The sequence below is a fragment of the Algoriphagus aquaeductus genome, assembly GCF_003253485.1.
GTDB lineage: Bacteria > Bacteroidota > Bacteroidia > Cytophagales > Cyclobacteriaceae > Algoriphagus > Algoriphagus aquaeductus.
In genome coordinates this window covers 270,074-293,392 of sequence record NZ_QKTX01000001.1, presented here as the reverse complement: position 1 = coordinate 293,392, position 23,319 = coordinate 270,074, and the positions used below count along the sequence as shown (strand labels likewise).

General features: G+C 44.3%; 14 protein-coding genes. 7 read left to right on the top strand and 7 right to left on the bottom strand.

Translation table 11 applies throughout. The annotated features are described in order from the left end of the window. Positions 1-65: 65 nt before the first annotated feature. Entirely contained in the window at positions 66-644 is a 579-nt protein-coding gene (locus CLV31_RS01240) for a uracil-DNA glycosylase family protein (protein ID WP_111391050.1), read from the bottom strand. A gap of 42 nt (positions 645-686) precedes the next feature. Here CLV31_RS01240 and CLV31_RS01235 point away from each other — a divergent pair, with 42 nt between their 5' ends. The 3 genes from CLV31_RS01235 (at position 687) to CLV31_RS01225 (ending at position 3,211) form a co-directional block, all read left to right on the top strand. Beyond that, positions 687-1,376: a DUF2490 domain-containing protein gene (locus CLV31_RS01235; RefSeq protein WP_111391049.1), complete on the top strand. Its 690-nt coding sequence runs from the start codon at positions 687-689 to the stop codon at positions 1,374-1,376. A gap of 188 nt (positions 1,377-1,564) precedes the next feature. Then, entirely contained in the window at positions 1,565-2,149 is a 585-nt protein-coding gene (locus CLV31_RS01230) for a DUF4136 domain-containing protein (protein WP_111391048.1), read from the top strand. Positions 2,150-2,368: 219 nt separating this feature from the next. Further along, on the top strand, positions 2,369-3,211 hold the full coding sequence (locus CLV31_RS01225) for an OmpA family protein (RefSeq protein ID WP_111391047.1): 843 nt from the start codon (positions 2,369-2,371) through the stop codon (positions 3,209-3,211). Positions 3,212-3,278: 67 nt separating this feature from the next. On the opposite strand, the gene CLV31_RS01220 is transcribed toward CLV31_RS01225, so the two are convergent. The 6 genes from CLV31_RS01220 to CLV31_RS01195 all read right to left on the bottom strand — a co-directional run bounded on the left by CLV31_RS01220 (position 3,279) and on the right by CLV31_RS01195 (position 14,615). Further along, positions 3,279-4,628: a TolC family protein gene (locus CLV31_RS01220; RefSeq protein ID WP_111391046.1), complete on the bottom strand. Its 1,350-nt coding sequence runs from the start codon at positions 4,626-4,628 to the stop codon at positions 3,279-3,281. Then, positions 4,612-5,289, bottom strand: a complete 678-nt coding sequence (locus CLV31_RS01215) for an ABC transporter ATP-binding protein (RefSeq protein ID WP_111391045.1) — start codon at positions 5,287-5,289, stop codon at positions 4,612-4,614. The genes CLV31_RS01220 and CLV31_RS01215 overlap by 17 nt, the downstream gene beginning before the upstream one ends. An 18-nt stretch (positions 5,290-5,307) precedes the next feature. Next, entirely contained in the window at positions 5,308-7,707 is a 2,400-nt protein-coding gene (locus tag CLV31_RS01210; RefSeq protein ID WP_111391044.1) for an ABC transporter permease, read from the bottom strand. A gap of 296 nt (positions 7,708-8,003) precedes the next feature. After that, the gene (locus CLV31_RS01205; RefSeq protein ID WP_111391043.1) at positions 8,004-9,353 is read right to left on the bottom strand and encodes a Gfo/Idh/MocA family protein; all 1,350 of its coding nucleotides are present in this window, start codon (positions 9,351-9,353) and stop codon (positions 8,004-8,006) included. Between the two features lie 14 nt (positions 9,354-9,367). Further along, the gene (locus CLV31_RS01200; protein WP_111391042.1) at positions 9,368-10,030 is read right to left on the bottom strand and encodes a 3-keto-disaccharide hydrolase; all 663 of its coding nucleotides are present in this window, start codon (positions 10,028-10,030) and stop codon (positions 9,368-9,370) included. 310 nt (positions 10,031-10,340) lie between these two features. Further along, positions 10,341-14,615 (bottom strand): hybrid sensor histidine kinase/response regulator transcription factor, encoded by a 4,275-nt coding sequence (locus CLV31_RS01195; RefSeq protein ID WP_111391041.1) that lies wholly within the window; start codon positions 14,613-14,615, stop codon positions 10,341-10,343. A 242-nt stretch (positions 14,616-14,857) separates the two neighbouring features. Between CLV31_RS01195 and CLV31_RS01190 the strand changes: the two genes are divergently transcribed. The 4 genes from CLV31_RS01190 (at position 14,858) to CLV31_RS01175 (ending at position 23,315) form a co-directional block, all read left to right on the top strand. Further along, on the top strand, positions 14,858-18,034 hold the full coding sequence (locus CLV31_RS01190) for a SusC/RagA family TonB-linked outer membrane protein (RefSeq protein ID WP_111391262.1): 3,177 nt from the start codon (positions 14,858-14,860) through the stop codon (positions 18,032-18,034). Positions 18,035-18,047: 13 nt separating this feature from the next. Continuing rightward, a complete protein-coding gene (locus CLV31_RS01185) occupies positions 18,048-19,544 on the top strand; it encodes a RagB/SusD family nutrient uptake outer membrane protein (RefSeq protein ID WP_111391040.1) in 1,497 nt (498 codons plus the stop codon). 102 nt (positions 19,545-19,646) lie between these two features. Further along, on the top strand, positions 19,647-20,564 hold the full coding sequence (locus CLV31_RS01180; RefSeq protein ID WP_111391039.1) for a dihydrodipicolinate synthase family protein: 918 nt from the start codon (positions 19,647-19,649) through the stop codon (positions 20,562-20,564). Positions 20,565-20,603: 39 nt separating this feature from the next. After that, the gene (locus CLV31_RS01175) at positions 20,604-23,315 is read left to right on the top strand and encodes a sodium:solute symporter family transporter (RefSeq protein WP_245943297.1); all 2,712 of its coding nucleotides are present in this window, start codon (positions 20,604-20,606) and stop codon (positions 23,313-23,315) included. The last annotated feature ends 4 nt before the right edge of the window (positions 23,316-23,319 follow it).

The window sequence follows — 23,319 nt, the reverse complement described above, 5'->3', positions numbered from 1 at the left end:
TCTCATGGGCATTTCATAACAATAAAATAAGATTGTAGTCAAAATATAGACAATTATTAGAAAAACTAAATTATGCCCAAGATTTTTTCCCTCAATACCGGTAAAATATCTGCCTCAAACCATGGATTTTTTTTCATCCAAAGTCGATTTCTCGGAGAAGGGTGAACGAGCGGAAAATATTCCGGTAAATATTCCTTAGCCTGCCTGACGGTTTCGGTTAGGTTTGGCTTTATCCTTTCTCCCAAATAGTAGCGCTGGGCAAAAGATCCGACGAGCAGTATGAGCTTAACTTTTGGCATGGAAGCAAGAAGTCGATCATGCCAAGTTGTGGCGCATTCTGGCCTGGGAGGTAAGTCTCCCCCTTTACCTTTACCCGGATAGCAAAATCCCATGGGCATTATTCCAAAAATCTCCGGATTGTAAAAGATATCCCGATCCACAGCTAGCCAACGTCTAAGTTCATCACCACTGGGATCATTCCAGGGGATGCCTGTGGCATGAACCTTTGTGCCTGGTGCTTGTCCGATGAGGAGAATTTTACTCTCAGGATGAATGGAAAATACGGGTTTGGGCCCCAAAGGCAAATGTTCCTCGCACATATTGCAGCTTTTGACTGATGAAATAAGGGTTTGGAAATCCGACATAATCCTTCCAATTTTCCCAAACCTATTGTAGAATTTCCACTAATGAAAAAAATCCTCCTTCTTCTATTCTCCATTCTTTGCGCAATTCCGACCTTCGCCCAAGACCCAAATGATCTGGGGGCCTGGTACATGTATTTTGGCAATTTTCGATTCAAAGAAAGCCCTTGGGCTATCCATGGGGAAGCTCAGCTGAGAAGTTTTCAGGTGAGTAGCGATCTGGATCAATTGCTGCTCCGGACAGGGCTTCAGTATAATCTTAAATCCGGACAAGCTAGCTTTTTGACTGGATATGCCAGTATCACCAGTGGTACCTCTGGAAAATCCAGGGAAACTTTTCATGAGAACCGTATTTTCCAGGAAGCGATTTTACGCCAAAAACTGGGCAAAATCGGGTTGACCCACCGATACAGGTATGAACAGCGGTGGATTGAAGATCAGGATTTCAGAACACGATTTCGCTATACCCTGTTTCTCAACATCCCACTCAATTCCAAAGAACTTTCTGAGCAGGGCTCTTGGTATTTGCAAGCCTATGATGAAATTTTCATTAATGGAGAAAAACCCAATGAGCGGATCGAGTATTTTGACCGGAACAGGCTTTACCTGGGATTGGGGTATCGACTTCAAAAAGGAGTCGCCATGCAACTCGGTTTCTTAGAGCAAACCACCAACACCATTTCCAAAGGGCAATTACAGGTGGGAATATTCCATCAGCTCTATTCACGAAAGTGATTTTATAAAACTCCTTCAAAAATGGCTCCCCCATCAGGGAGCTTTTTTATTGCTTTTTTTCTAAATTAAGAAGTCATTACCCTGAATTTTAAGGATTTGAAAAACAAAATTCTTAAAGCACAGGTTGACTAATCTGAATAGTTTGCAATCAACCTCCTCTCGAGTACTCATGTCTTAATAAAAAAATTATGAAAGCCTCTCCCTTTTTCCTTGGCCTCCTTTTGATTTTGAGCGTGTCTTGCTTCTCCTCCAAAGATTATGTCACAGACTACGACTACAACTACACCGGCTCATTTAAAAAATATAAAACTTTTGCCTTCGTAGAATCCATCGACATGGATACCACCGTGATTGCCCCGGTTCTCAACGCGACGATTGGAGCTCGCTTGGGTTCACAAGGATTTAGAGAACAGGTGAGCAAGCCGGACTTATTGGTAAGCTATAAGATCTTTACAGACTCAGTAAGATATCGGGGATACGTACAGCCCGAATTCGATTATTGGCTCAATAGAACAGGCCTAACCTACAGAAATGAAGAGGGTGATATCGAACGTGAACAAGAAAAAGACGAAACTTACAATCAGGTAAAATACACCCAAAACCATGGAATGCTTGTAATCTATGTGATTGACAGCAAAAAAGGCAATACGATTTGGCAAGGCTACACAGCAGCAAATTTCGATCTGGAATCCCCCAATTTCCCATCCGATATCACGCGGGCTGCCTATCGGGTAATGAACGAATTCCGAATCGTGAACCGACTCGCGGACTAAAAACAAAAGACAACCTGTAGAAAAATTCCCCACTTTTTCCCAAAAAGCACAGCTTCAGAATCGAGGCTGTGCTTTTTTTCATCTTGATGAAAAACCCCCAAATCTGCCAGATTAAGCGGATTCTAGGATATTTCAGAACTTTTGGCACTCCTTACTTCTTGCTGAAATGACATCTGGCGATGCATTTGGAGAGTAGAAAGAAACAAGACTGAAATACCTATGAAAAAGTCAATGATTCTCGCTACGGCCTTAGGCCTAAGTTTGACCATCTCCTGTGTTTCCAAGAAAAAATACACCGAACTCGAAGGAAACCTTTTCAGAACCCAATCCGAGCTTGCTGAGGTCAATAAAGAAAAAGCAGAGCTGGAAGAAAAAATGACCGCTATCGAAAAGCGGGTGGCAGAATATAATGCCCGAATCAACAGCCTACGCGATACCAATTCGTCCTTGGAAGAAGCCAACAACTCTCTTTTGGCATTTAATGGTTCTGCACCGATCTCCAAAAACCACCTGGCAAAATTGGAACAAACTCTTCAGAATGTAGACCCAACCTTGTTGGCGGAGGCCAAAACCATGGAAGATTCTGTCAATCTGGCCATCCAATACAATCTGAAGAAAAATATCACTTCAGAAACCGAAAATGAAGATGACATCAAGATTGATATAGAAAATACAGTCGTGATGATCTCAGTTTCTGATAAACTACTTTTCAATACCGCTAGCTACAGAATCAGTCCTAAAGCCAATCCGCTCCTGGAGAAACTGGCCGAGGTGATCAATGGAGAACCAAGCCTGCAAGTGATGATCGAAGGTCATACCGATCCTAGGTCGATTTCGAATGCTGTGGTGCAAGATAACTGGGATCTCTCGGTCAAAAGAGCCACCTCTATCGTAAGAGAACTTCAGTTGAAATACAAAGTAGCTCCTGAAAAGATGATTGCTGCAGGTCGGGCAAGCTACTTACCAGTCGTGGAAAACGACACGCCTGAAAATATGGCTTTGAACAGAAGAACGCGTATTGTCCTGATTCCTGATCTGGATATGTTCTTCTCAATGCTTTAAAAGAACAACTACCACAACCCTCTAATCACAAAAAAGGAAGGCTTACTGGGCCTTCCTTTTTTGTGATTCAATCCTCTACTTCGAGGATTCCCAGTGCATATTTCATCAGGACTTCTTGAAAGTATAGTGTAAAAACCGTCTGAGCTTGATCGGCCTGAGCTCTCACCAAAGTTTGATTGGCAGTGGCCAAATCTACAAAACTGGAAAGCCCTAAGCGAAACCGTTCACTGACCGCCTTGGACGCTTCATCAGCTGCCAAGACCTGTACTTGAGCATTTTTTTCCTTTCTGATAGCCGCCAGGTAATTTTGATGAGCAAGCTTGACATCTTGAAACACCTTTCGGTCTACCGATTCGGTCCTGAGCAATTGATTCTGGTAGGTCACCCGGCTGCGGGTCACATCGAGCCGGGTTTGAAAACTCGAGAATATCGGCACCACTAAAGAAAGTCCCAACGTGTTTTGAGGATATATTCTCAGTAACTGCTCCCTCATTGACCTGGAATCCAAAGAAGTAAAGAATGTATTATAGCTATAGAAGGCATTGATTCTCGGAAAGTACATGGCCTTGACCGCTTGCATATCCTTCTTAAACGAATCCGACAATAAGCGCTGTTGGGTCAAATCCGATCGGTTGGATTGTGCGAGTTCATAAAGTTGATTCAGTTCCATTTCCAAAAAGGATTCGCGTTCACTTTCAGGATTTACTTTTTCCAAAACAGGAATCACTCCTGCATCCAGCTGCAAATATTCAGAAAGACTCCATCGATCATTTTCCAACTGGATCTCAGCATCTACCTTCACTGATTCAAGCCTAGCCACCTCCGACTGTTGATTGTAGAGATCTGAGACAGTTCTGAGCCCAGCCTCCACAAATCCTTCGATTTGGACAAGTTGCTGCTTTTGGTTTTCCAGGTTTTCGGAAGCAATTCGTAACAATTCTTCATCCAGCAACACCTGTAAGTACCTTCTGGCAACATCAAATATCACCAGTTGCTTAGCCCTGTCCAGCCCTTTTTCACCAGCTTTCAAGGCAAGATCGGCAGATTGGGTATCCAGTATTCTTCGTCCCGAATTGAAGACGGGCATATTCAGATTGAGATTGGAAGAGACGATTTCGTTGGTCACATTGGTCACTACAATTTCTCCCTCTACTTGTTGAAACTGCTGCCCGGTTTGCCTGGCCAAATTGGTGGAAATTCCTGCTGTGGGAAGATGGGAAAGAGTCGCCACCTGTTTTTCTTTTCTCAAAACCTCCAGATTGTTTTCCGTGATTTTATAATCCAGATTTTTGCTTTGAGCGATGGAAACAGCCTCTCGAAAGGTCAGGTATAAAGTATCCTGCCCATAGGAATGGGTTGTCCAAAAGGATCCGCATACCAATCCGAATCCTAAAATCTTTTTAAGCAATTTGTTCATCACTGTCTATTCTTCCGTCTATCAATTGAATTAATCGGGTGCCATAGTCGGCATTTTCTCGGGCGTGGGTAGCCTGAATGATGGTGGTTCCTTCCCTGTGCAACTCCTGGAAAACCTCCATGATCTCTTTTGCCTGCGCCGAATGGAGATTTCCGGTGGGTTCATCAGCGAGCAAGACTCTGGGTTTACCGGCTACAGCTCTTGCGATTCCGACCAGCTGCTGTTGTCCACCGCTGAGTTGTGCCGGGAAGAGATCCTTTTTGGCTACCATTTTGAATCGGTCCAAAAGCTCCGCAATGATACTCTTGCGGTCAGAAGAAGAAACATTCCTATACAGAAGCGGAGTTTCGATATTTTCATAGACAGTCAACTCATCGATCAGGTGGTAAGCCTGGAAAATGTACCCAAACTCACTTTTGTGCAGATTGGAGCGCTCTTTGGCCTTCATCGCCCGGATATCCTTTCCAAGAAAGGAATAAGTGCCCTGATAATCCTCGTCCAACAAGCCGAGGATATTGAGCAAGGTGGATTTTCCTGCGCCCGAAGGCCCCATCAAAGTCAGAAACTCTCCCTCATTAATCGTGAGATGAATTCCTTTGAGCAGGAAGACCCGCTGAAAACGGGACTCGATAAATTTGTCCAGTTCGGTAAGTTGAATCATAGTATATTATTCAATGGATTAGTCATTTTTCAAGGTTTTGGATGGATTGAGTGTGTACACCTTCCAACTCCTATAGAATATGGTAAGAACTGACAGCAACAGTACCAAGAGGATGGCTGTCAGAAAAGGATAAATCTCGACAGCAGTCTGATGAGCGAAACCTTGTAGCCAGGATCGGATAAACCACCAGCTCACTGCGATGGCCAACAAGGCTGCAAGGAACAACAGTTTAAAAAAGTCAGCTGCCAAAACTCCCACCACGTCGGTTTGGGTTGCACCCAAAACTTTCCGAATTCCGATCTCCCTGGTTCTTCGAAGGGCCACATAGGACACCAATCCAAACAATCCCATCAGGGCAATGAAAATGGCCAAACCGGAAAATACTCCGAATAGAATCCCCACTTTTTCTTCCGAGCGGTACTGTTGGGCATAGGCCTGATCTACAAATTGATAATTGAAGGGGCGATCGGGAACAAGCGTCTTCCAAGCTTCCCCTAAGGATGCTAAATGCGCTGAGGGGTCACCGGCCGGAATTCGGATCAGCATGACATTGGTTTCATCCGGATTCAGGAAAATTACCATTGGCCCTACCTGATGATGCAGCGAATTGAAGTAGAAGTTCTTAACCACCCCTTTGACCCAAGCTGTTCCCCCACCAAAATTCACCTTTTTCCCCACTGCATCTTCCACAGACCAGCCCAACTCCTTGACCGAGGTTTCATTGAGCAGGATGGGATAGCCACTCACGGTATCAGCCTGCTGATTGCGCATCATATCTGTCTCCGAAAAATCCTGCCCCGAAATCAATTCCAATCCTGCGGTCTTCAGCAGGTGATGATCCCCTGCATAGCCCGTGACCATTACTTCCCGATCATTATCTCCACCCGGGAAAATGGAGTATTTGGCCTTTACATGAACAGGCATATTGGCCGCAAGGGCTATGGTTTCGGCCGAACCGGTGCGTACCAATTCCTGCTGGATTGCCTCAGCTTTTGGAATCAGATTGTAGTGAAAATTGATCGAAATCAACCGCTCTTTGGTATAGCCCAAATTCACTTCCTGCATGTACTCCAGTTGATCTTTGACCAGTAGCGTTGCGATCAACAACCCTATGGAGAAAAAAAACTGTATCACTACCAAGCCTTTCCTAACCCAAGCGCCACTTCCGATTTTCACTTTATTACCCAAAGCCTGAATGGGTCTCATTCCCGAAAGAATCAGTGAAGGGTATATCCCGGCCAACAAGCCTATCAAAATCACAAATAAAAGGATACCCATCCAACCTGGAAGGGACAACAGGGGATCCAAGCTGATCTTGAATCCAACCAATCCGGTAAGGGGCTCAGAGAGAAGGTATATTCCTACCAGACTAAGTCCAACAGCCGCAGCGGTCAAAACCATGGATTCGGCTACAAACTGTCCAAAAAGCTGGAAACGCTCCGCCCCCATGACCTTTCGAAGACCCACCTCTTTGTGTCTTTCAGTGGCCTCCGCAGTGGCCAGATTGACATAATTAATCACCCCAATCACGACCAACAATAGGGCGACTACTGCAAATATGTATAGGTACTGGATGTCGGTTCCGGGCTTGATTGAATTCAAACTTTGATTCCCCAGGTGAATAGCCGTGACTGGCTGTGGAAAAAAGGCAAAGCTAAACCCATATTCCCTCATATCTGCACCAAGGTACTTTTCGATCATAGCCGGAAGTTTGGCTTGAAAGTCAGCGATATCTGCCCCCTCTTTCAATTTGACATAGGAATAGTAATTACTCGGAGACCAAGCAGGTTCGCGTCCATGACGGTGAGTTTTGAAGGAAGCCAAAAAGTCAAAATCCAAATGACTGTTGCTGGGGAAATTTTCCATAACTCCGGTGATGAGGTAATCTTTCCCTTCCACTTTTAGGATCTTACCTTCTGCATTTTGGGCAGAACCAAAGTATCGATTGGCTGTATTTTCGGTCAGTACGATTTGATTGGGTTCAGAGAGGATTCTTCCGGGTTGTCCTGCCAGCAACCGAAAATCAAACACCTCAAAAAATCGCTCATCCACGTAGGCAAACTTATTTTCCTCGCTATTGCCTGTACCGGCATCGATCATTACCGACGAAAAAATACTCAGATCAAAAACCAGCGTACCCGTCTCTACTTCAGGAAATTCCTCCAGCAAAGTCGGCATCAAGGCGGACGGTGAGGTACTTGCCAATTGAGATTCCCCACCCATAGTGAACTCCTGATTGATCCGGTAGATTCGGTCGGAACCGGTATACATGCGGTCGTAGCTCCACTCGTGATGGATGAAAAGTCCAATAGCTAAAAAACTGGTGATGGCCAAGGTTAAGCCCAGCAAATTGATTCCTGCATAAAGCTTTCGCTTCTGAAGGTTTCTAAGAGAGATTTTAAAATAGTTTTTCCACATGGTAAAACGTTGGCTTAGTAAAGAATAAAACTTTTCACATCCATTTTTTCTTCCCCAAAGCTCCCAGTATTATGCCAATAAAAAAGCCCCTAGAATCGCTCCAGGGGCCATTTTTGAGAAATCGAACCACAAAATTCTCGAACATTTTTGTTCGCCAGCGGACGAATCAACAGGCAGTGTTTAGGGAGCAGTTGGAATTTTGTCCCCCGTTCTCCATTCCAAGATGGCTAATTAATTCTCGCTTCCTGTCTCTTTTTTCTTGTCTCTCGCTTCCTCACTAGCTTCTTGCTACTAGCTTAAAACTTTCGATATTTTCCACCGAGGTACTTATTTGCCTTTTTCTCAGCAAATCGGGCTTTTTTACTATCCCAATGCAGGGTTTCGTTGGGAAAACGTCCCGCAATCACACCCAACAAAATGGTTTCAGTCAATCGGGCAGAGTATTCAAAGGGTGCAGAACATTCGTCTTTGCCCAGGCAGGCATCCACAAACTGGTGGTAGTGCTTTTTGCTTTCACCCTCGTAGTCCTTGACTGGTGCACCCAAATTAAACGGGGCGACATCAAAACTTTGATATTGACCATCCACGATCAATCTCGGAAGCTGCTGGAAGTGAGGCAAAAGCAATCTTCCTTTTTCTCCCAAAAACATCGCACCCTGATCCGGAAGGGCATCCCCGTTGGGCAACTTCAGGTCTTCATGATCTGCCGGAGCTCCTGGTCCGTCATACCATACCCACTTGAGTGTCTCGGTGGTATAGGGAGTCTGAGGAAACTCGTAAGTGACGATGTTATTCTCCGGAAATCCAAATCCGGTAGGTTTCCTGCAAATGTTTATAATGGTGCGTGGGACATCGAGCTGGAGCGCATTGTATGGCGTATCAAAAATATGTACTCCCATATCGCCTAGCGTGCCGCATCCAAAATCCAATACCTTTCTCCAATTGCCGGGGTGATACTCCCCTTCTTTGTATGGACGATTGGGAGCTGTACCCAGCCAGAGATTCCAGTCCAAATTTTCCGGAACAGCGTCACTTCCCATAGGGGTCGGCTTATCAGTCCCCCAGTTTTTAGGAGACCAAGCTCTCACGGTATGAACTTTCCCGATTATTCCCGACTGAATCAACAGGGTAGCTAATTTGTAATCATAGAAAGAATGGACTTGGATTCCCATTTGAGTCACCAATTTTTTCTCAGCAGCTAGCGCTTTCATTTCCCGAGCCTCGGTCACATGATGGGTAAGCGGTTTTTGGCAATACACCGGCTTATCCATTTTCATCGCCATGAGGGAAGCTGGAGCATGGGTATGATCAGGGGTGGATACGATCACCGCATCGATCTCATTTTCCATATCCTTTAGCATCACTCGATAGTCGGGATATATTTTCGCTTTCGGGTATAAAGCTCTTGCCCCCTGTAGCGCCTTGCTATCTACATCACAGAGCGCGACCACATCGACAAGCTCATGAGAGGCGATTGCTTTCAAGTCCTCCATTCCCATCGCACCTAGTCCAATATGAGCAGTCCGGAGACGTCCGGCTGCTTGGGCTTTTGCCAAAAGTGAAGGTGCCAATGCCAATCCGGCGGCACCTAGGATGGACTTTTTCAGAAAGTCCCTTCGATCGATGATCTGAAAATTTCTCTTCATCAGGTTGGGGTTTATTATTGAGCGTTAGGTAATTCTTTGATTCGGATATTTCGGAAATGGACCACATCCCCATGGCCTAGAAAGCCAATATGCCCGCTACTTCGCTGCAATCCGGGATGATCTTTTTTGTCCAAGGTTCCGTTTTTGCTGGACTCGAGGTAATCTCCCTCGAGGATTGTAGTTCCGTTAAGGATGATTTTTATTTTGGGATGCTCGACGATGACTTCCTGCTGATTCCACTCGCCGGTGGGTTTAAGGAAGCCTCGTTTGGCAGGCATGACCCCATAGACCGAACCATGGTATTGATAAGTTTCCAGTTTGGCGTATTTCTCATGCTCATTGTCCAAAATCTGGAGCTCTTTTCCCACGTAAGCTGCGTCCCCTTCAAGTGGTGCATGGATTCCAAGGCCATTATTGGCACCGGGTGTGAGTTGAAATTCGAATCGAAGAATGAAATTCCCGTATTCCTTTTCAGTAAATAGGTTTCCCCCTCCTCCTCCTTTGGTCTCGATGACAATCATCCCGTCTTTGGCCTGATAGGATTCTTTATTTCCCACCCAACCGTCAAGATTTTTTCCGTTGAAAAGGGAAACATATCCGCTTTCCTGAGCAAGGCTATGGCCATAAACGAGGAAAAAAACAGAAGTAAAAATCGAGATGATCACAGGTTTCTTCATGGATTTGGATATCTAGCTGGCAGATGTACAAATCTAGAAGAGTAATTGGTTTTTCAAGTGCCGCTGTTCAATTGATCGGGCCAGAAATTCAAATGGAAAAAAAATCTCCGAGAAGAATGGGTAATTTTTACCTAAAATTTAAAAAATATGAATTTTCACCATTGCACCATCGGCCAAATCTTCTTTGATAAATGGGTCTGAAGACAGATGACCGAAGGATTTCTGATTTCAACCTTTTCGATAAATTTCATAAGCCAGCTATTCCTACTGGTTAGAAAGTGGATATACCCATTTATAAAACCTGAAAAAATCAGGACTTTTTAAATTGGGAAGGACTCATCCCAAATTGTTTCTGGAAAATTTTGGAAAAATATTTAGGATCCGAATACCCAACTTTGAATGCTATTTCATTGATTTTCAAATCACTTTTCCTGATCCACTGCGCGGCATATTTTAATTTGATCGTTTGGATAAATTCATTTGGAGTATGACCAAGCAGCGACTTGAACTTCTCAAAAAGTAAGGTTCTGCTGACCCCCAATTCGGTTACCAAATCCTGAATACCAAAGTTTTCTGATTCCAAATTGGCTTCCACTACATCCATAGCCTTTTTAATAAACTTTTCATCTGAGGAATTTCCTATTTTAAGATGAAGGCCCAAGTCTGGAGAGGATTTAAATTGAAGATGGATTTTTTCTCGGGTGTCCAATAGGTTTTTCACCTTGAGGACTAATAAATCCAAGTTGAAAGGTTTGGGAATATAATCGTCAGCACCTGCTTCGTATCCGTGTAATTGATGTTCATGCGAGCTTTTGGCAGTGAGCAAAATAAAAGGGATATGACTAAGCTGAATACTTCCTTTGACGCGCGCGCACAATTCGACCCCATCCATTTCTGGCATCATTACATCAGAAATGATAAAATCTACCGCCTGATTGGACAATATATCCAAAGCCTCTTTTCCATTTGCAGCAGTTACAACATTGAAATAACTTTCCATAACAGATTCTAACAGCTCCAAAAGCTCCGGATTGTCTTCAACTAAAAGAATCATCGGCCTCTCTCTAATAATCCTTTTCATTTTTTCTTTTTCTTTAATTGGGGAGGTACCTGAATGAAGACTTAGTCTGGCTACTTCTGTCTTTACCCATTCACTTTCCACCTGAGACGGATCCTCATCAGTCAATTCGTGCTTCTCGAAGTGGTCAAATCCCAACCTCATATTTACCTGGAAAACTGTTTTTTCATTAGGGATACTTTGTACTCTTATTTGTCCTTTATGAAACTCCACTAGATTTTTAGAAAGTGCCAGACCGATTCCGGTTCCTGCAGTTTGGGAAATGCCTTTTTCTTTTACTTGGAAAAATCGGTCAAAAACTCGATCTAATTGATCATTGGGTATTCCTCTTCCATTGTCCTCTACCTGAAAGCATACGCCCGGAATCAGACTCTCCTTCTCAGAACCAAAGCTTCCGAGCACTGCACCAATGCTAATTTTCCCATAATCAGGAGTAAACTTAAAAGCGTTAAAAATCAGATTATAAAAAACTTTTTCCATCTGATCAGGATCCATCCAAACATGGTCGGGAAGATTCTCGCCAAGATTCAAGGAAAATTCTATGTTACGTTGTTCAGCGATCACGTCGAAAGATTCCTTGATTTGAGTCAAAAACGAACGTAACTGCACTTTCTTAACCGCAAGCTTCAGATGGCCTGTTTCCTGTTTTCTGAAATCTAAAAGCTGATTGATCAGCCTTAACAGTCGGGCTGAATTGGCATGAATGGAGTCTAACTGCCTTTGAACATCCTGAGGCAAGTCCAATCGTTGGACCAGTCTCTCCAGAGGAGACTTGATGAGCATCAAAGGTGTCCGAAGTTCATGAGAAACATTCGTAAAAAACCTCAATTTCAACTGATTGACTTCTTCCTGCTTCTCCTTTTCAAGTCTTTCGAAACGAAGGTCATTTCGCAACTTAATTCTCCAAGAAACAAAAGATTTGACAGAATAGGCTAGACCAATGAGAAGAATAAAATAAACCCAAAAGGCAATCGGTGACCGAAACCAAGGTGGATGAACCAGCACTTTAACTTCACGAATGGGGGAATACTGGACATCTCCTTCGTAAGCAGCCCGAATCCTGAATTGGTAAGTGCCGGGGGGCAAGTTGGAATAATTAGCAAACCTACGCTGAGAGTTCGTTTTGATCCAATCAGGATCATAGCCGATGAGTTGATATTCAAAGTGAATTTTCTCCTGAGAAAGGTACTCTAATGAACTAAATTCAAACTCAAAGGAATTTTGATCTATTTCTAATTGTACTTCATCTAAAAAGGTTATAGACCTCTCTAAAATAATTTTTCCATCCCAAAGCTCACCCGGAGTTACTTTTTGGTTTAGTACCTTAAGCCCAGTAAGGACAGGTGCTTTCGGAGTTGGATAAGGTTCTATCCTATCCGGGAAAAAAGAATTGAATCCATTTATTCCCCCAAAATATAGTCTCCCGTCTTTGTCCTTAAATGCAGAGCCCAGATTAAACTCATCAGACTGAAGTCCGTCCTCCTCCTTATAGTTTCGAAAAGTCAGGTTGACCGGATCCAAGGCAGAAAGGCCGTTGACTGTACTGATCCAAAGCTGTCCCTGATTATCTTCCAAGATCGCCTTGACAATATCAGAGGGCAAACCATCTTTTTCTCTAAGTACGTGAACGCTATCAGTCAGGGGATTGATCCGCTGTAGTCCTCCACCAAAAGTTCCTACCCAAATAAACCCCTTATTATCCTCCAAAATGGAAGTAATGATATTGTGACTTATTTGAGGATACAAGGCATTGCCATGGACAAAATGCTGAAACTCTCTTTTTGCCAAATCCATCCTACTCAATCCACCCCCATACGTTCCTACCCAAAGGTTATTTTTAGAATCTACCAACAACGCTCTCACATCGTTGAATAAGATGCTATTGGATTGGCCGGGCTGGTTCACATAATGTTGAATCCTCCCAGTTTGGGGATCATATTGATTGAGGCCTCCTCCATTGGCAGTTCCAATCCAGATTTGTCCGTTTTTATCTTCCGCCATGGCCCATACTTCATTTTTACTCAATGAGAGCTTTTGGGCAGGATCGTATTTAAGATATGAAGCTTTTTTTGTCTCCGGATTATAAACTGTAATCCCACCTCCGTCTGTTCCAATCCAAATTTCTCCATTGGTTCGTTGAAAAATTGACTGAACATGGTTGTGGGAAAGGAACCCGCGTCCTTCCGCAGAAAAGTAGGTAAACTGTGAGGAATTTGCCGGAAGAAAGTTGAGGCCTCCATTAAACAATCCTATCCAAAGATTACCGGATCGATCTTTCAGAATCGATTTGACCATTTTACCGGATAATCCTCTTTGCAAATCTGGATCATAGCGGATATGTTCAAACTGCTGTAAGGAAGGAGATACTTTGTTTAATCCCTCTCCAGAATACATTCCCAACCATATATTTCCAGCCCGATCCCGGAATTGGGTATAAACAGAATTTCCATTTAAACTATATGGATCACTTGGATCATCTTCAAAATGAAAAATTTCCCTCGATTTCGGGTTTAGGATATACAATCCTCTTCCTAAGGTTCCGATCCAGAGATTGCCCTGAAGGTCCTCCTGAATGCTGGTGACATTAAGTTCTTTTTGTTGAAAACTCTTTCGTTTTTCCGGTAAAAAAACTTGCTGAAATTCAGACTTGCCTGAGGGTTGGTAAAATAGTCCTTGCTTTTCAGTTCCTATCCAAAAGTTGCCCTGCTGGTCTTCGTAGAAGCTTTTTATCGAAGAAACAGCCATCCCATTATAATAGAGTTCAAGTTTTCTAGGCTTATTTTCCCCAGCAGGAAGGATATACACTCCGCCTTCTAGAGTTCCAATCCAGAGGTTTCCTTTTTTGTCCTGATAGACATTCCAGATCTTATCATCCTGCAAATTTGCATTTCCTGAATTAAAAGAATTGACCTTAATTTTATCTTGATAAGAATCAGGACCACTTAACACAGAGAAATCAAGTGATATTTTAAACAAACCATTTCCATTGGTTCCTACCCAAATCTGATTCTGATTATCAATCAGCAAACTGGAAATTTTGGAAGTTCCTAAATCAAGGGTGGCATGAGACAGATTTGCCAGATTATAGAATACTTCATTTTTAGGATTGAATATGGAGATACCTCCCCCTTCAGTACCTATCCAAAGATTGCCCGCAGGATCAGCAATAATCGCCCGGATGACATTATTGTGAATGGAAGTAGAATTTCCGGGAAGGTGTCGAAAAACCTGAAACTGGTAACCGTCAAATCGGGCCAACCCATCATCTGTACCCATCCAGATAAATCCGGTTTTGTCTTGAAAGATGGCCAGCACGGAGTTTTGGGGAAGGCCGCTTTTTCCTGAGTAATGAGCAAACTTAAGGGGTAAAGAAGAATTGCTTTCTTCCGGCTTAGATGACTGAGTCCAAGCCGAAAATGCCCCCCCTGCCCAAAACAGGACCATAAAGATCCCCTTGAAAATGAATCTTTGTTTGAAAATAATTGAACCTTTTACTATCTCCTGCATGGCTTTCAATGGTAAAAGTAATCAGTAATCCGACTAGGGTAATGGTAGTCCCAACGAAGTTCGGACTTTATTACCCATAAATACGGATTTTCATCTCCCTTAACAGACCATTACCTACCGATTTCCGGATTTTTCTCCCCTACCCATTTTGGAGCCTCTAGCTAGGTTTGACCAGGTTTTTTTCCACTTATTGGGAAGAAAGTCTGGCAAATTCACCAATCACAATAAACTCCAAAAAAAGCATGAAGTACTTTGACTTTCAACGTATCCTGCTGCTTTTGCTTTTCTCCTTACTAATCCGGACGGGTTATGCACAAGGGGAACTAGAAGTAAGCGGAAAGGTAACGGACGCTAACTCAGGCGAAAGCCTTCCAGGCGTCAATGTGTTAATTATGGGCACGACCACCGGTACAGTCACCGATCTGGACGGGAATTATTCCATTCGGGTGGCGCCCGGAGCCAAGTTAAGATTTAGCTATATCGGCTATGCAACCCGGGAATACACCATCGCTGCACAAAGCAAGCTTGACATCGCTCTCCAACTTGATTCCCAAAATTTAAATGAAGTTTTGGTGATCGGTTATGGCGAACAGTCCAGAGAAACTCTAACCTCAGCAGTCTCCAAAGTGGACCAACGAGTGTTGGAAAATGTGCCCTTCGCCAATGCCGCTTCTGCTATGCAGGGAACAGTCTCTGGGGTACGGGTCCAGACAACGACCGGACAACCCGGAGCTGCCCCTCGGGTTATTGTCAGAGGAGGTACATCCATCAACAATCCCAACGGAGCGGAGCCACTCTATATCATAGATGGAGTCATTCGAAACAATATGAATGACATCAACCCCGACGACATAGAATCTTTCCAAGTTTTGAAAGATGCAGCTGCAACAGCAATCTATGGAGCACGGGGGTCCAATGGGGTAGTGATCATCACTACCAAAACAGGAAAAGCAGGAAAAACATCGGTATCCTATCGATACAATTTCGGAGTGTCCGAAATGTGGAACCAGTATGAGATGGCCTCGGCAAGAGATTATATCTATTTCAACCGAACCGGAATTATGCGTTTGGCAGAAAAGAATCCGGGTCAACTGTTCAGATTGAACCAAGCCAATGGGTTTGGAATTGGAAATAATCTCAACAACAACACCGCTTTTACTCCTCAATATCTTACCCCCGAGAATGAGCACAAACTAAAAGAAGGTTGGCAATCTATGCCAGACCCGGTGGATCCGACCAAGACGATTATTTTCGACGAAGTCAATTGGCAAGACATCCTTTTCCGGAAGGCTACCTCACAGAATCACTATGTACAAGTTTCAGGAGGATCTGAAAAGGCTCGGTTTGATATGGGGATAGGCTATCTCAATAGTGAAGGAGTAGCAATCAATACCGACTTCAAGCGCTTCACGGTCCGAATGAACGGAGACGTTGAGGTAAATAAAAAATTGTCAGTTTATGGCAGATTAAATTTCACGAATTCCTCCAACAAGCAGGTATTCAGCGAAAATGAGCTTTTTCAGAGAGCTCTTGGACTTCCACCCACTGCCAAATTACGCTATGAAGACGGTACCTTAGCACCGGGGCAAAATCGAAGCATAGGGAATCCCCTCTATCATTTGAGCCGATCACAGGCCTTCAATTCAACTAATAGACTCACGCTTTCAGCAGGAGGCGTATATCAAATTCTTCCAGAGCTGACTTTTGAGCCTATCGCCTCTTTGTATTTTGTTCAGGGAACATTCAATGATTTTCAAAAGTCATTCTTCAATACCCCGACCCAGTTTGTAGACTCTCGGGCAGCTTCCTTCAATAATACCCTCTATTGGCAAAAGCAGTTTGACGGGGTCTTTACCTACAGCAAATCGCTCGGGGCTCATAATTTTCAGGCCAAAGTCGGGGGTTCATATTACGATCGTCAAAACTATGCAGCCTCAGCATCCGGCAGGGGAGCTGCATCAGATTTGATTCCAACACTGAATGCTTCTGCTGAACCAACAGGTGTTTCTTCCTCCCATTCTCAGCAGCGGATCATCGGCTTTTTTGGAAGAGTAAACTATGACTTTGACAAAAAATACCTCTTTTCCCTTTCCGCACGACAAGATGGAGCTTCAAACCTGGGAGCAAATAACTATTGGGGTTTTTTCCCAGGGGTTTCGGCTGGATGGAATTTGCATAAAGAAGAATTCTGGAGCAGCATTCCGAAGCAAGTTTCCTCGCTCAAACTCCGAGCGAGTTATGGGGTCAACGGAAATATCGGCAACCTTTCAGATTTTCACGCTCAGGGACTTTATTCAGTCGGTTCCAGATATAATAACGGAGCGGCAATTCAAAACAACCGAATGGCCAATCAGGATCTCCGCTGGGAAAGATCCAAGACTTTGGACATCGGATTGGACATGGGGCTCTTGGCAAATAAAGTTACGATCGTATTTGACTACTACAATCGCGTTACGGACGACCTTTTGACCAATTTGGAACTTCCACAATCAACTGGCTTCTCTTCGATTTTGACCAATCTGGGTTCTTTGAGAAATAAAGGGGTGGAGTTGGAAGTGAATGCCACTTTGGTACAGAAAAATGATTTTTCATGGACAACCTCAGTGGTTGCTGCGAGAAACTTAAACACTATTGTCCAACTGCCTGAAAACAACAACGAGAACAACAGAATCGGAGGAGTTTTGGTATTTGATCCACTGCTTGGACAATATATATGGAAAGGAGGACTTCAGGAGGGTGGCCGATTGGGTGACCTGTTTGCCTACCAACAACTGAATGTGTATGCCACTGATGAAGAAGCAAGGAGTGCCCCGTTGGACCTTTTGGTGCCCGGGAATGACAAAAGAAAGTTTGGCGGCGATGTCAACTGGGCTGATTTGGACAAAAACGACACCATCGATAGCCGAGACCGGGTTTATGCCGGTAACATTTTCCCAAAATTCACCGGTGGCTTCCACAACACGTTCAATTACAAGCGTCTTAGTTTGACCGTTCGAACCGACTTTGCTTTGGGCCACACTATTTATCACCTGACCCGAGCCACCTTCAACGGGCAATACCAGGGCGATATCGGAATGCTCCAAGAGACTACTCAATCCTGGCAAAATCAGGGAGATCAAACTCAATTCCCTAGATACATGTGGGCTGACCAATTGGCTCAAAACAACTCCTTCCGGGGCAGTACCTTCTATCACGAAAAAGGGGATTACTTGGCTTTGAGGGAAGTTACGCTGGCGTACAACCTGCCCCAAAGCATCCTGAAACCACTTCGAATCCCTTCTGTAAGAGCCTACTTCACCGGAACGAACCTTCATTATTTTACCAACTATACCGGTTTGAATCCGGAAGAAGGAGGAACCGATTCAGGCCGATATCCAATTCCAAGAAGTTTCCTTTTGGGAATCAATGTCAACTTCTAACCTGCAGAATAACATGAAACTATCTATAAAATCCTTAGGGCTTTACTCTATGTTACTGGGTGCTTTAAGCATCGCCCCCAGTTGTACTGATCAACTAGAACTTACACCTATAAGCAGTATTACCACTGCCGGATTTTGGGTAAGTGAAGAGAATGCCAATGGGGCTCTCAACGGCATGTATGTCCGCTTCCGAGATGAAGCCTCAAACAATCTGTTTTTCTGGGGAGAATCCAGAAGCGAAACCCTGACTTATGGACTTCAGGCCTCTGAAGGCCGAGAACGCTATTTCGAAAACACCTTAGATCCAAATTTTGCAGGTCCCAACTGGTTAAGACTCTACACGATCATCCATGATGCCAATCTCATTATCAAGTATGTCCCCGGAATCAACTTCTCTACTCAGGCCAACAAAGACCGAATGTTGGCTCAAGCCTACACAATGCGCGCTTACGTCTACTTCGTCATGGCAAAAACATGGGGCGGAACACCTCTTGTCACTGACCCTACAGAAGGATATGACGCTCAGACTACCTTCAAATCAAGGGCATCCTTGGATGAAATTTTCACGCTCATCAAGTCAGATTTGGACAAGGCAATCAGTCTATACCCCAATAACAATCTAGCCTCAGGAAAAGCTTTCTGGTCAAAACCAGCTGCATTGATGCTAAAAGGGGAAGTCTATCTCTGGACCGGAAAAAAAAGCGGTGGTGGACAAGCCGATGTTACCGAAGCGCTGAAGGCGCTAACTGAGGCAGCATCCGCTCCGGGATTGGCCTTACAGGCAGATTTTGATCGGGTTTTTCGATACAACAATAAAGGGAATTCGGAAATCCTTTTCGCTGTACGATTCCTGGATTTGGAGGCAGGGGCAAACTATAACAACACCCTATATATCCGTGATGATGAAATTCCTGCTAAAATCAGCCCTGAAGCAAAAGCACTCATTGGTCAGGGTGGAGGACTCAACCGGATGGCTCCATCACAGATCGTCAGATCTGCATTTCATGAAAAAGACAAGCGTAAAAACGCAACTTTCGTGGAGATTAATGTACCGAACGCAGCCGGAAACTTAACTTATTACGGATCTGCAGTCCTGAAATACAGAGGCTTCATCGATCCATCCGGAAGGAGGTTTATCGATGATGTGATCATTTACCGCCATGCCGACCTCCTGCTTTTGATTGCTGAAGCGAAAAATGCCTTAGGACAGGATCCAAGTGCAGAAATCAACCAAGTCAGACAAAGAGCTTATGGATCTGCATTTGAAGAGTTTAGGTTTACGAGAGGCTCTCAGGCAGAAAATGATGAAGCAATTCTTCAGGAGCGCTTGCTTGAACTGAGCTTCGAAGGAAAAAGATGGTGGGATTTGATCCGCTTTGACAAGGCGTTTGAAAAAGTCCCTTCCCTAAAAAACCGTGCAAATCAGCGTCATTTGGAATTATGGCCGATCTCTTTGGGAACCATCAGTCTCAATTCCAAAATCACCCAGAATCCCGGCTACGGAAATTAATCCTGTTCTTCATAGAGTTAGAAATAGATTGAGTACTAAGATTAGAAAAGAGCCGGCCTCTTGGCCGGTTCCTTTTTCCTCATCCTCTGATCAAATACGCAAATGAACTACCAAAAAATTAAAGGCCTAATCACAGCCACCTTCTCTCCTTTTGACTCCAAAAGCCAACTCGATCTAGGGATCATCCCGGCCTATGCTGAGCACCTCAAAAAAAATGGAGTAGTCGGCGCTTTTATCAACGGAACTACCGGTGAGGGGGCTTCGCTGACTTTGTCGGAAAAAAAAGCATTGACCGCTGCTTGGGCACCATACAATTCGGAGGACTTTAAAGTCATTGCCATGGTTTCAGGAACTTCTCAGGCAGAAGGTATCGAACTCGCAGCTTTTGCTCAGGAGCAAGGTATCTATGGTATCTCCTCCAATGCCCCTTTTTATGTAAAGCCCGGCTCAGTGGAATCGCTCACAGATTTTCTCAAACCGATAGCAGCTGCCGCCCCGAATCTCGCCTTTTACTTTTACCACATTCCCCTGCTCACCCAAGTGAATTTGTCCATGGTCAGGCTTTTGGATGTGGCTGGAACCGAAATTCCCTCTTTTGCAGGAATCAAATACACCCATACCGATCTCATGGAATTCAACCAATGCCTTCGCCATCAGAATTCCAAGTTTGATATTCTCTGGGGCTGGGACGAAATGCTCCTGGCAGGATTAGCCATGGGCGCCAAAGGTGGAGTCGGCAGTACCTACAACTATGCGGCTCCGCTATATCAGAAGATTATCCAGGCTTTTGAAGAAAAGGATCTCAATAAAGCACTTGCCCTTCAGGAAAAGTCGATTGATATCATTGCCCACTACTCCCAATTTGGGGGAGCTGTGGCGGGGAAAGCTATCCTCAAATTTTGCGGGATTGACTGTGGTGACTTTCGATCTCCTGGAAATCAGCTATCTGAAACAAAAAGAGAAGAACTAAAAGAAGCCTTGGATCGAATTGGATTCTTTCAGCTTTCTGACTCTGTTTAATAATTCTGAAAACCTGCGCCCCTACTAACCTATCCTCTTGTGAAAAATCTAATTCTTCTCATTTCTTGCCTGATTTTTTTCTCTTACTCGATCAATGCTCAGGAAGGATTCAAAACCGAATCCCTCTCCTGGAAAAAGGCATTGAGTTTACCGGATTCTGTTGCAGTTGGATTTGGAAAAGGTTTCGCCGGTCACTATGCCGGGGTTCATCAAGGAACAGTGATTTTGGCGGGAGGAGCTAATTTCCCAGGGAAAAAGCCTTGGGAAGGCGGGATTAAAAAGTATTGGGACCAGATATCCTTAATTCAAACTTCAGAGGGAAAATTTAACTGGAAAAGTTTAGGAAAATTCGCACTTCCCAAACCCATGGCTTATGGATCAGCTGTTAGCAGCTCAAAGGGTCTGATTTTGATTGGAGGTGAAAATGAACAGGGAGAACTCTCGGATGTACTCCAAGTATCGATCGGAGCAGACAGGCATTCTGTGGACATTACCGCCCTGCCCTCCTTACCTTGGCCTATGGCCAATACTTCTGCCGTGATTCTGGATGAAGTCATCTACATAGCCGGAGCAGTTAATTCGCATCCGGAAGGTATTTTCCTCAGTTTGGACCTCCGATCTGAGCAGCCGTCATGGAGATCACTTCCTACTTGGCCAGGACCAACTCGGTCTCATGCAGCCTTAGTCGTTCAGTCTAACGGCGAAACAGCGCAAATTCATTTGATGGGAGGAAGGTATAAAGGAGAAAAACCCATCAGTGAGGTTTTTTCGGATCATTATGCCTTTCTGCCATCCAAAAATAGCTGGGTGAAAAAATCCCCTATTACCCTTGGCGATAAGGTTTTGCCCTTGTCAGCATTTGCAGCAGATCCACTTGGTTCTGGGCATATCCTGTTGATCGGAGGGGTAGAATCAGAACCTTTTAATTCGCTCGAGAAAATTCAGAATTCATTAGTCGAAGCCAATACATCTCCATACCAAAAAGATTCACTGGCTGCGATTCAAAAATCCATTTTATCTACTCATCCCGGATTTAGCAAGACTGTTTTGGCTTATCATACCATGACCGATACTTGGACACAATTGGAGGATTTGGAATTTCCTTCCCCCGTTCAATCTTCATTGGTGACCATAGGAAAGTCAGCCCTTTTGATCTCGGGAGAAATTGCCCCGGGTGAGCGTAGCCCAGTAATCTATGAACTGAACCTGGTCAGTAATCAGAGTTTTGGAGTGCTCAATTATTCGATTTTGATCGGGTATTTAGCCATTTTGATCCTGATCGGGATTTGGGTTTCCCGAAAGCAGCACGATGCCAGTGATTATTTCAAAGCAGGCGGACGTGTACCCTGGTGGGCGGCGGGGATCAGCGTATTTGGCACCCAATTGAGCGCGATCACCTTTATGGCGATTCCCGCCAAGACTTTTGCAACAGACTGGACTCTCTTTTTCTTATTGCTGACCATCATTATGATCTCCCCGATCATTATTGCCTGGTTTTTACCTTTTTTCAGAAGGCTAGATCTAACCACCGCATACGAATACCTCGAGATGAGATTTAATCGGACAGTCCGTCTGATCGGTAGCATGGTCTACGTCGCTCTCCAATTGGGTAGATTGGGCATTGTGCTTTTACTTCCTTCCTTGGCTTTGGCGGTCGTAACGGGCATAGAAGTCGAAGTATGCATCCTGATTATGGGCGTGTTGAGTATTTTCTACACCGTTTTGGGCGGCATTGAGGCTGTGATCTGGACCGATGTGGTTCAAGTGGTGATTTTGCTCGGTGGGGCATTTATCAGCTTGATCTATCTGGGATTTTCGGTGGACCTCGATTGGGAACAATTTCAAGCTATGGCTTTGGATAGCGGAAAAATGAGAATCTTCGACTGGAGCCTGGACTTCAGCGGCACCGCCATTTGGGTGATCCTTTTTGGAGGTTTAGCGAGTAACCTTGTTCAATACGGAAGTGATCAGACCGTAATCCAACGCTACCTGACCACAAAAGATGAGACGACAGCCGCAAAAGGAATCCGAACAGGTGCTTGGATGGCCCTTCCTTCTGCCTTGATCTTCTTTTCAATCGGTACAGCGCTTTATTTATTTTACAAGCAACATCCCGAGGAGCTTTCTCCAATTATCCCTAATACAGACAGTATTTTCCCTTGGTATATCGTCACCGAATTGCCTAATGGTGTTTCGGGTTTGATGATTGCGGCCGTGTTTGCAGCCGCTATGTCCAGTCTCGACAGCAGCATGAACTCGGTAGCCACCGTCATCACCACCGATTTTCATCCCGCTTTTTCCAGATTGATCGGCAGAAAAATCAAAGCTTTGAGTTTTGCAAGGGCAACGACCATCATCATCGGAACTGGAGGGACGGCCCTGGCTTTGTGGATGGCAAATCTTGGAATCCCATCGCTTTGGGATCAATTCAATATGCTGATCGGATTGTTTGCCGGAGGAATGGGAGGAATATTCCTGATCGGAATACTTTCCGAAAAAGCCAATGCCCAGGGCGCTCTGATTGGATTTATTGGCAGTGCAGTCGTGCAGGTTTTGATCAAATATCAAACGGATCTAAGCATTCACCTATACGCTCTGACAGGATTGGCCAGTGCAATGGGGATCACTTGGATGTTTAGCCGATTTTTCCCTTCTCCCCCTCCAGTAAACATCAAAAAACTGACACTAAAGTCAATGATTGATCAAAAAAACAAAGAAACCAAACCTAAGGAATCTCCTATCGAAGCCTAATTAT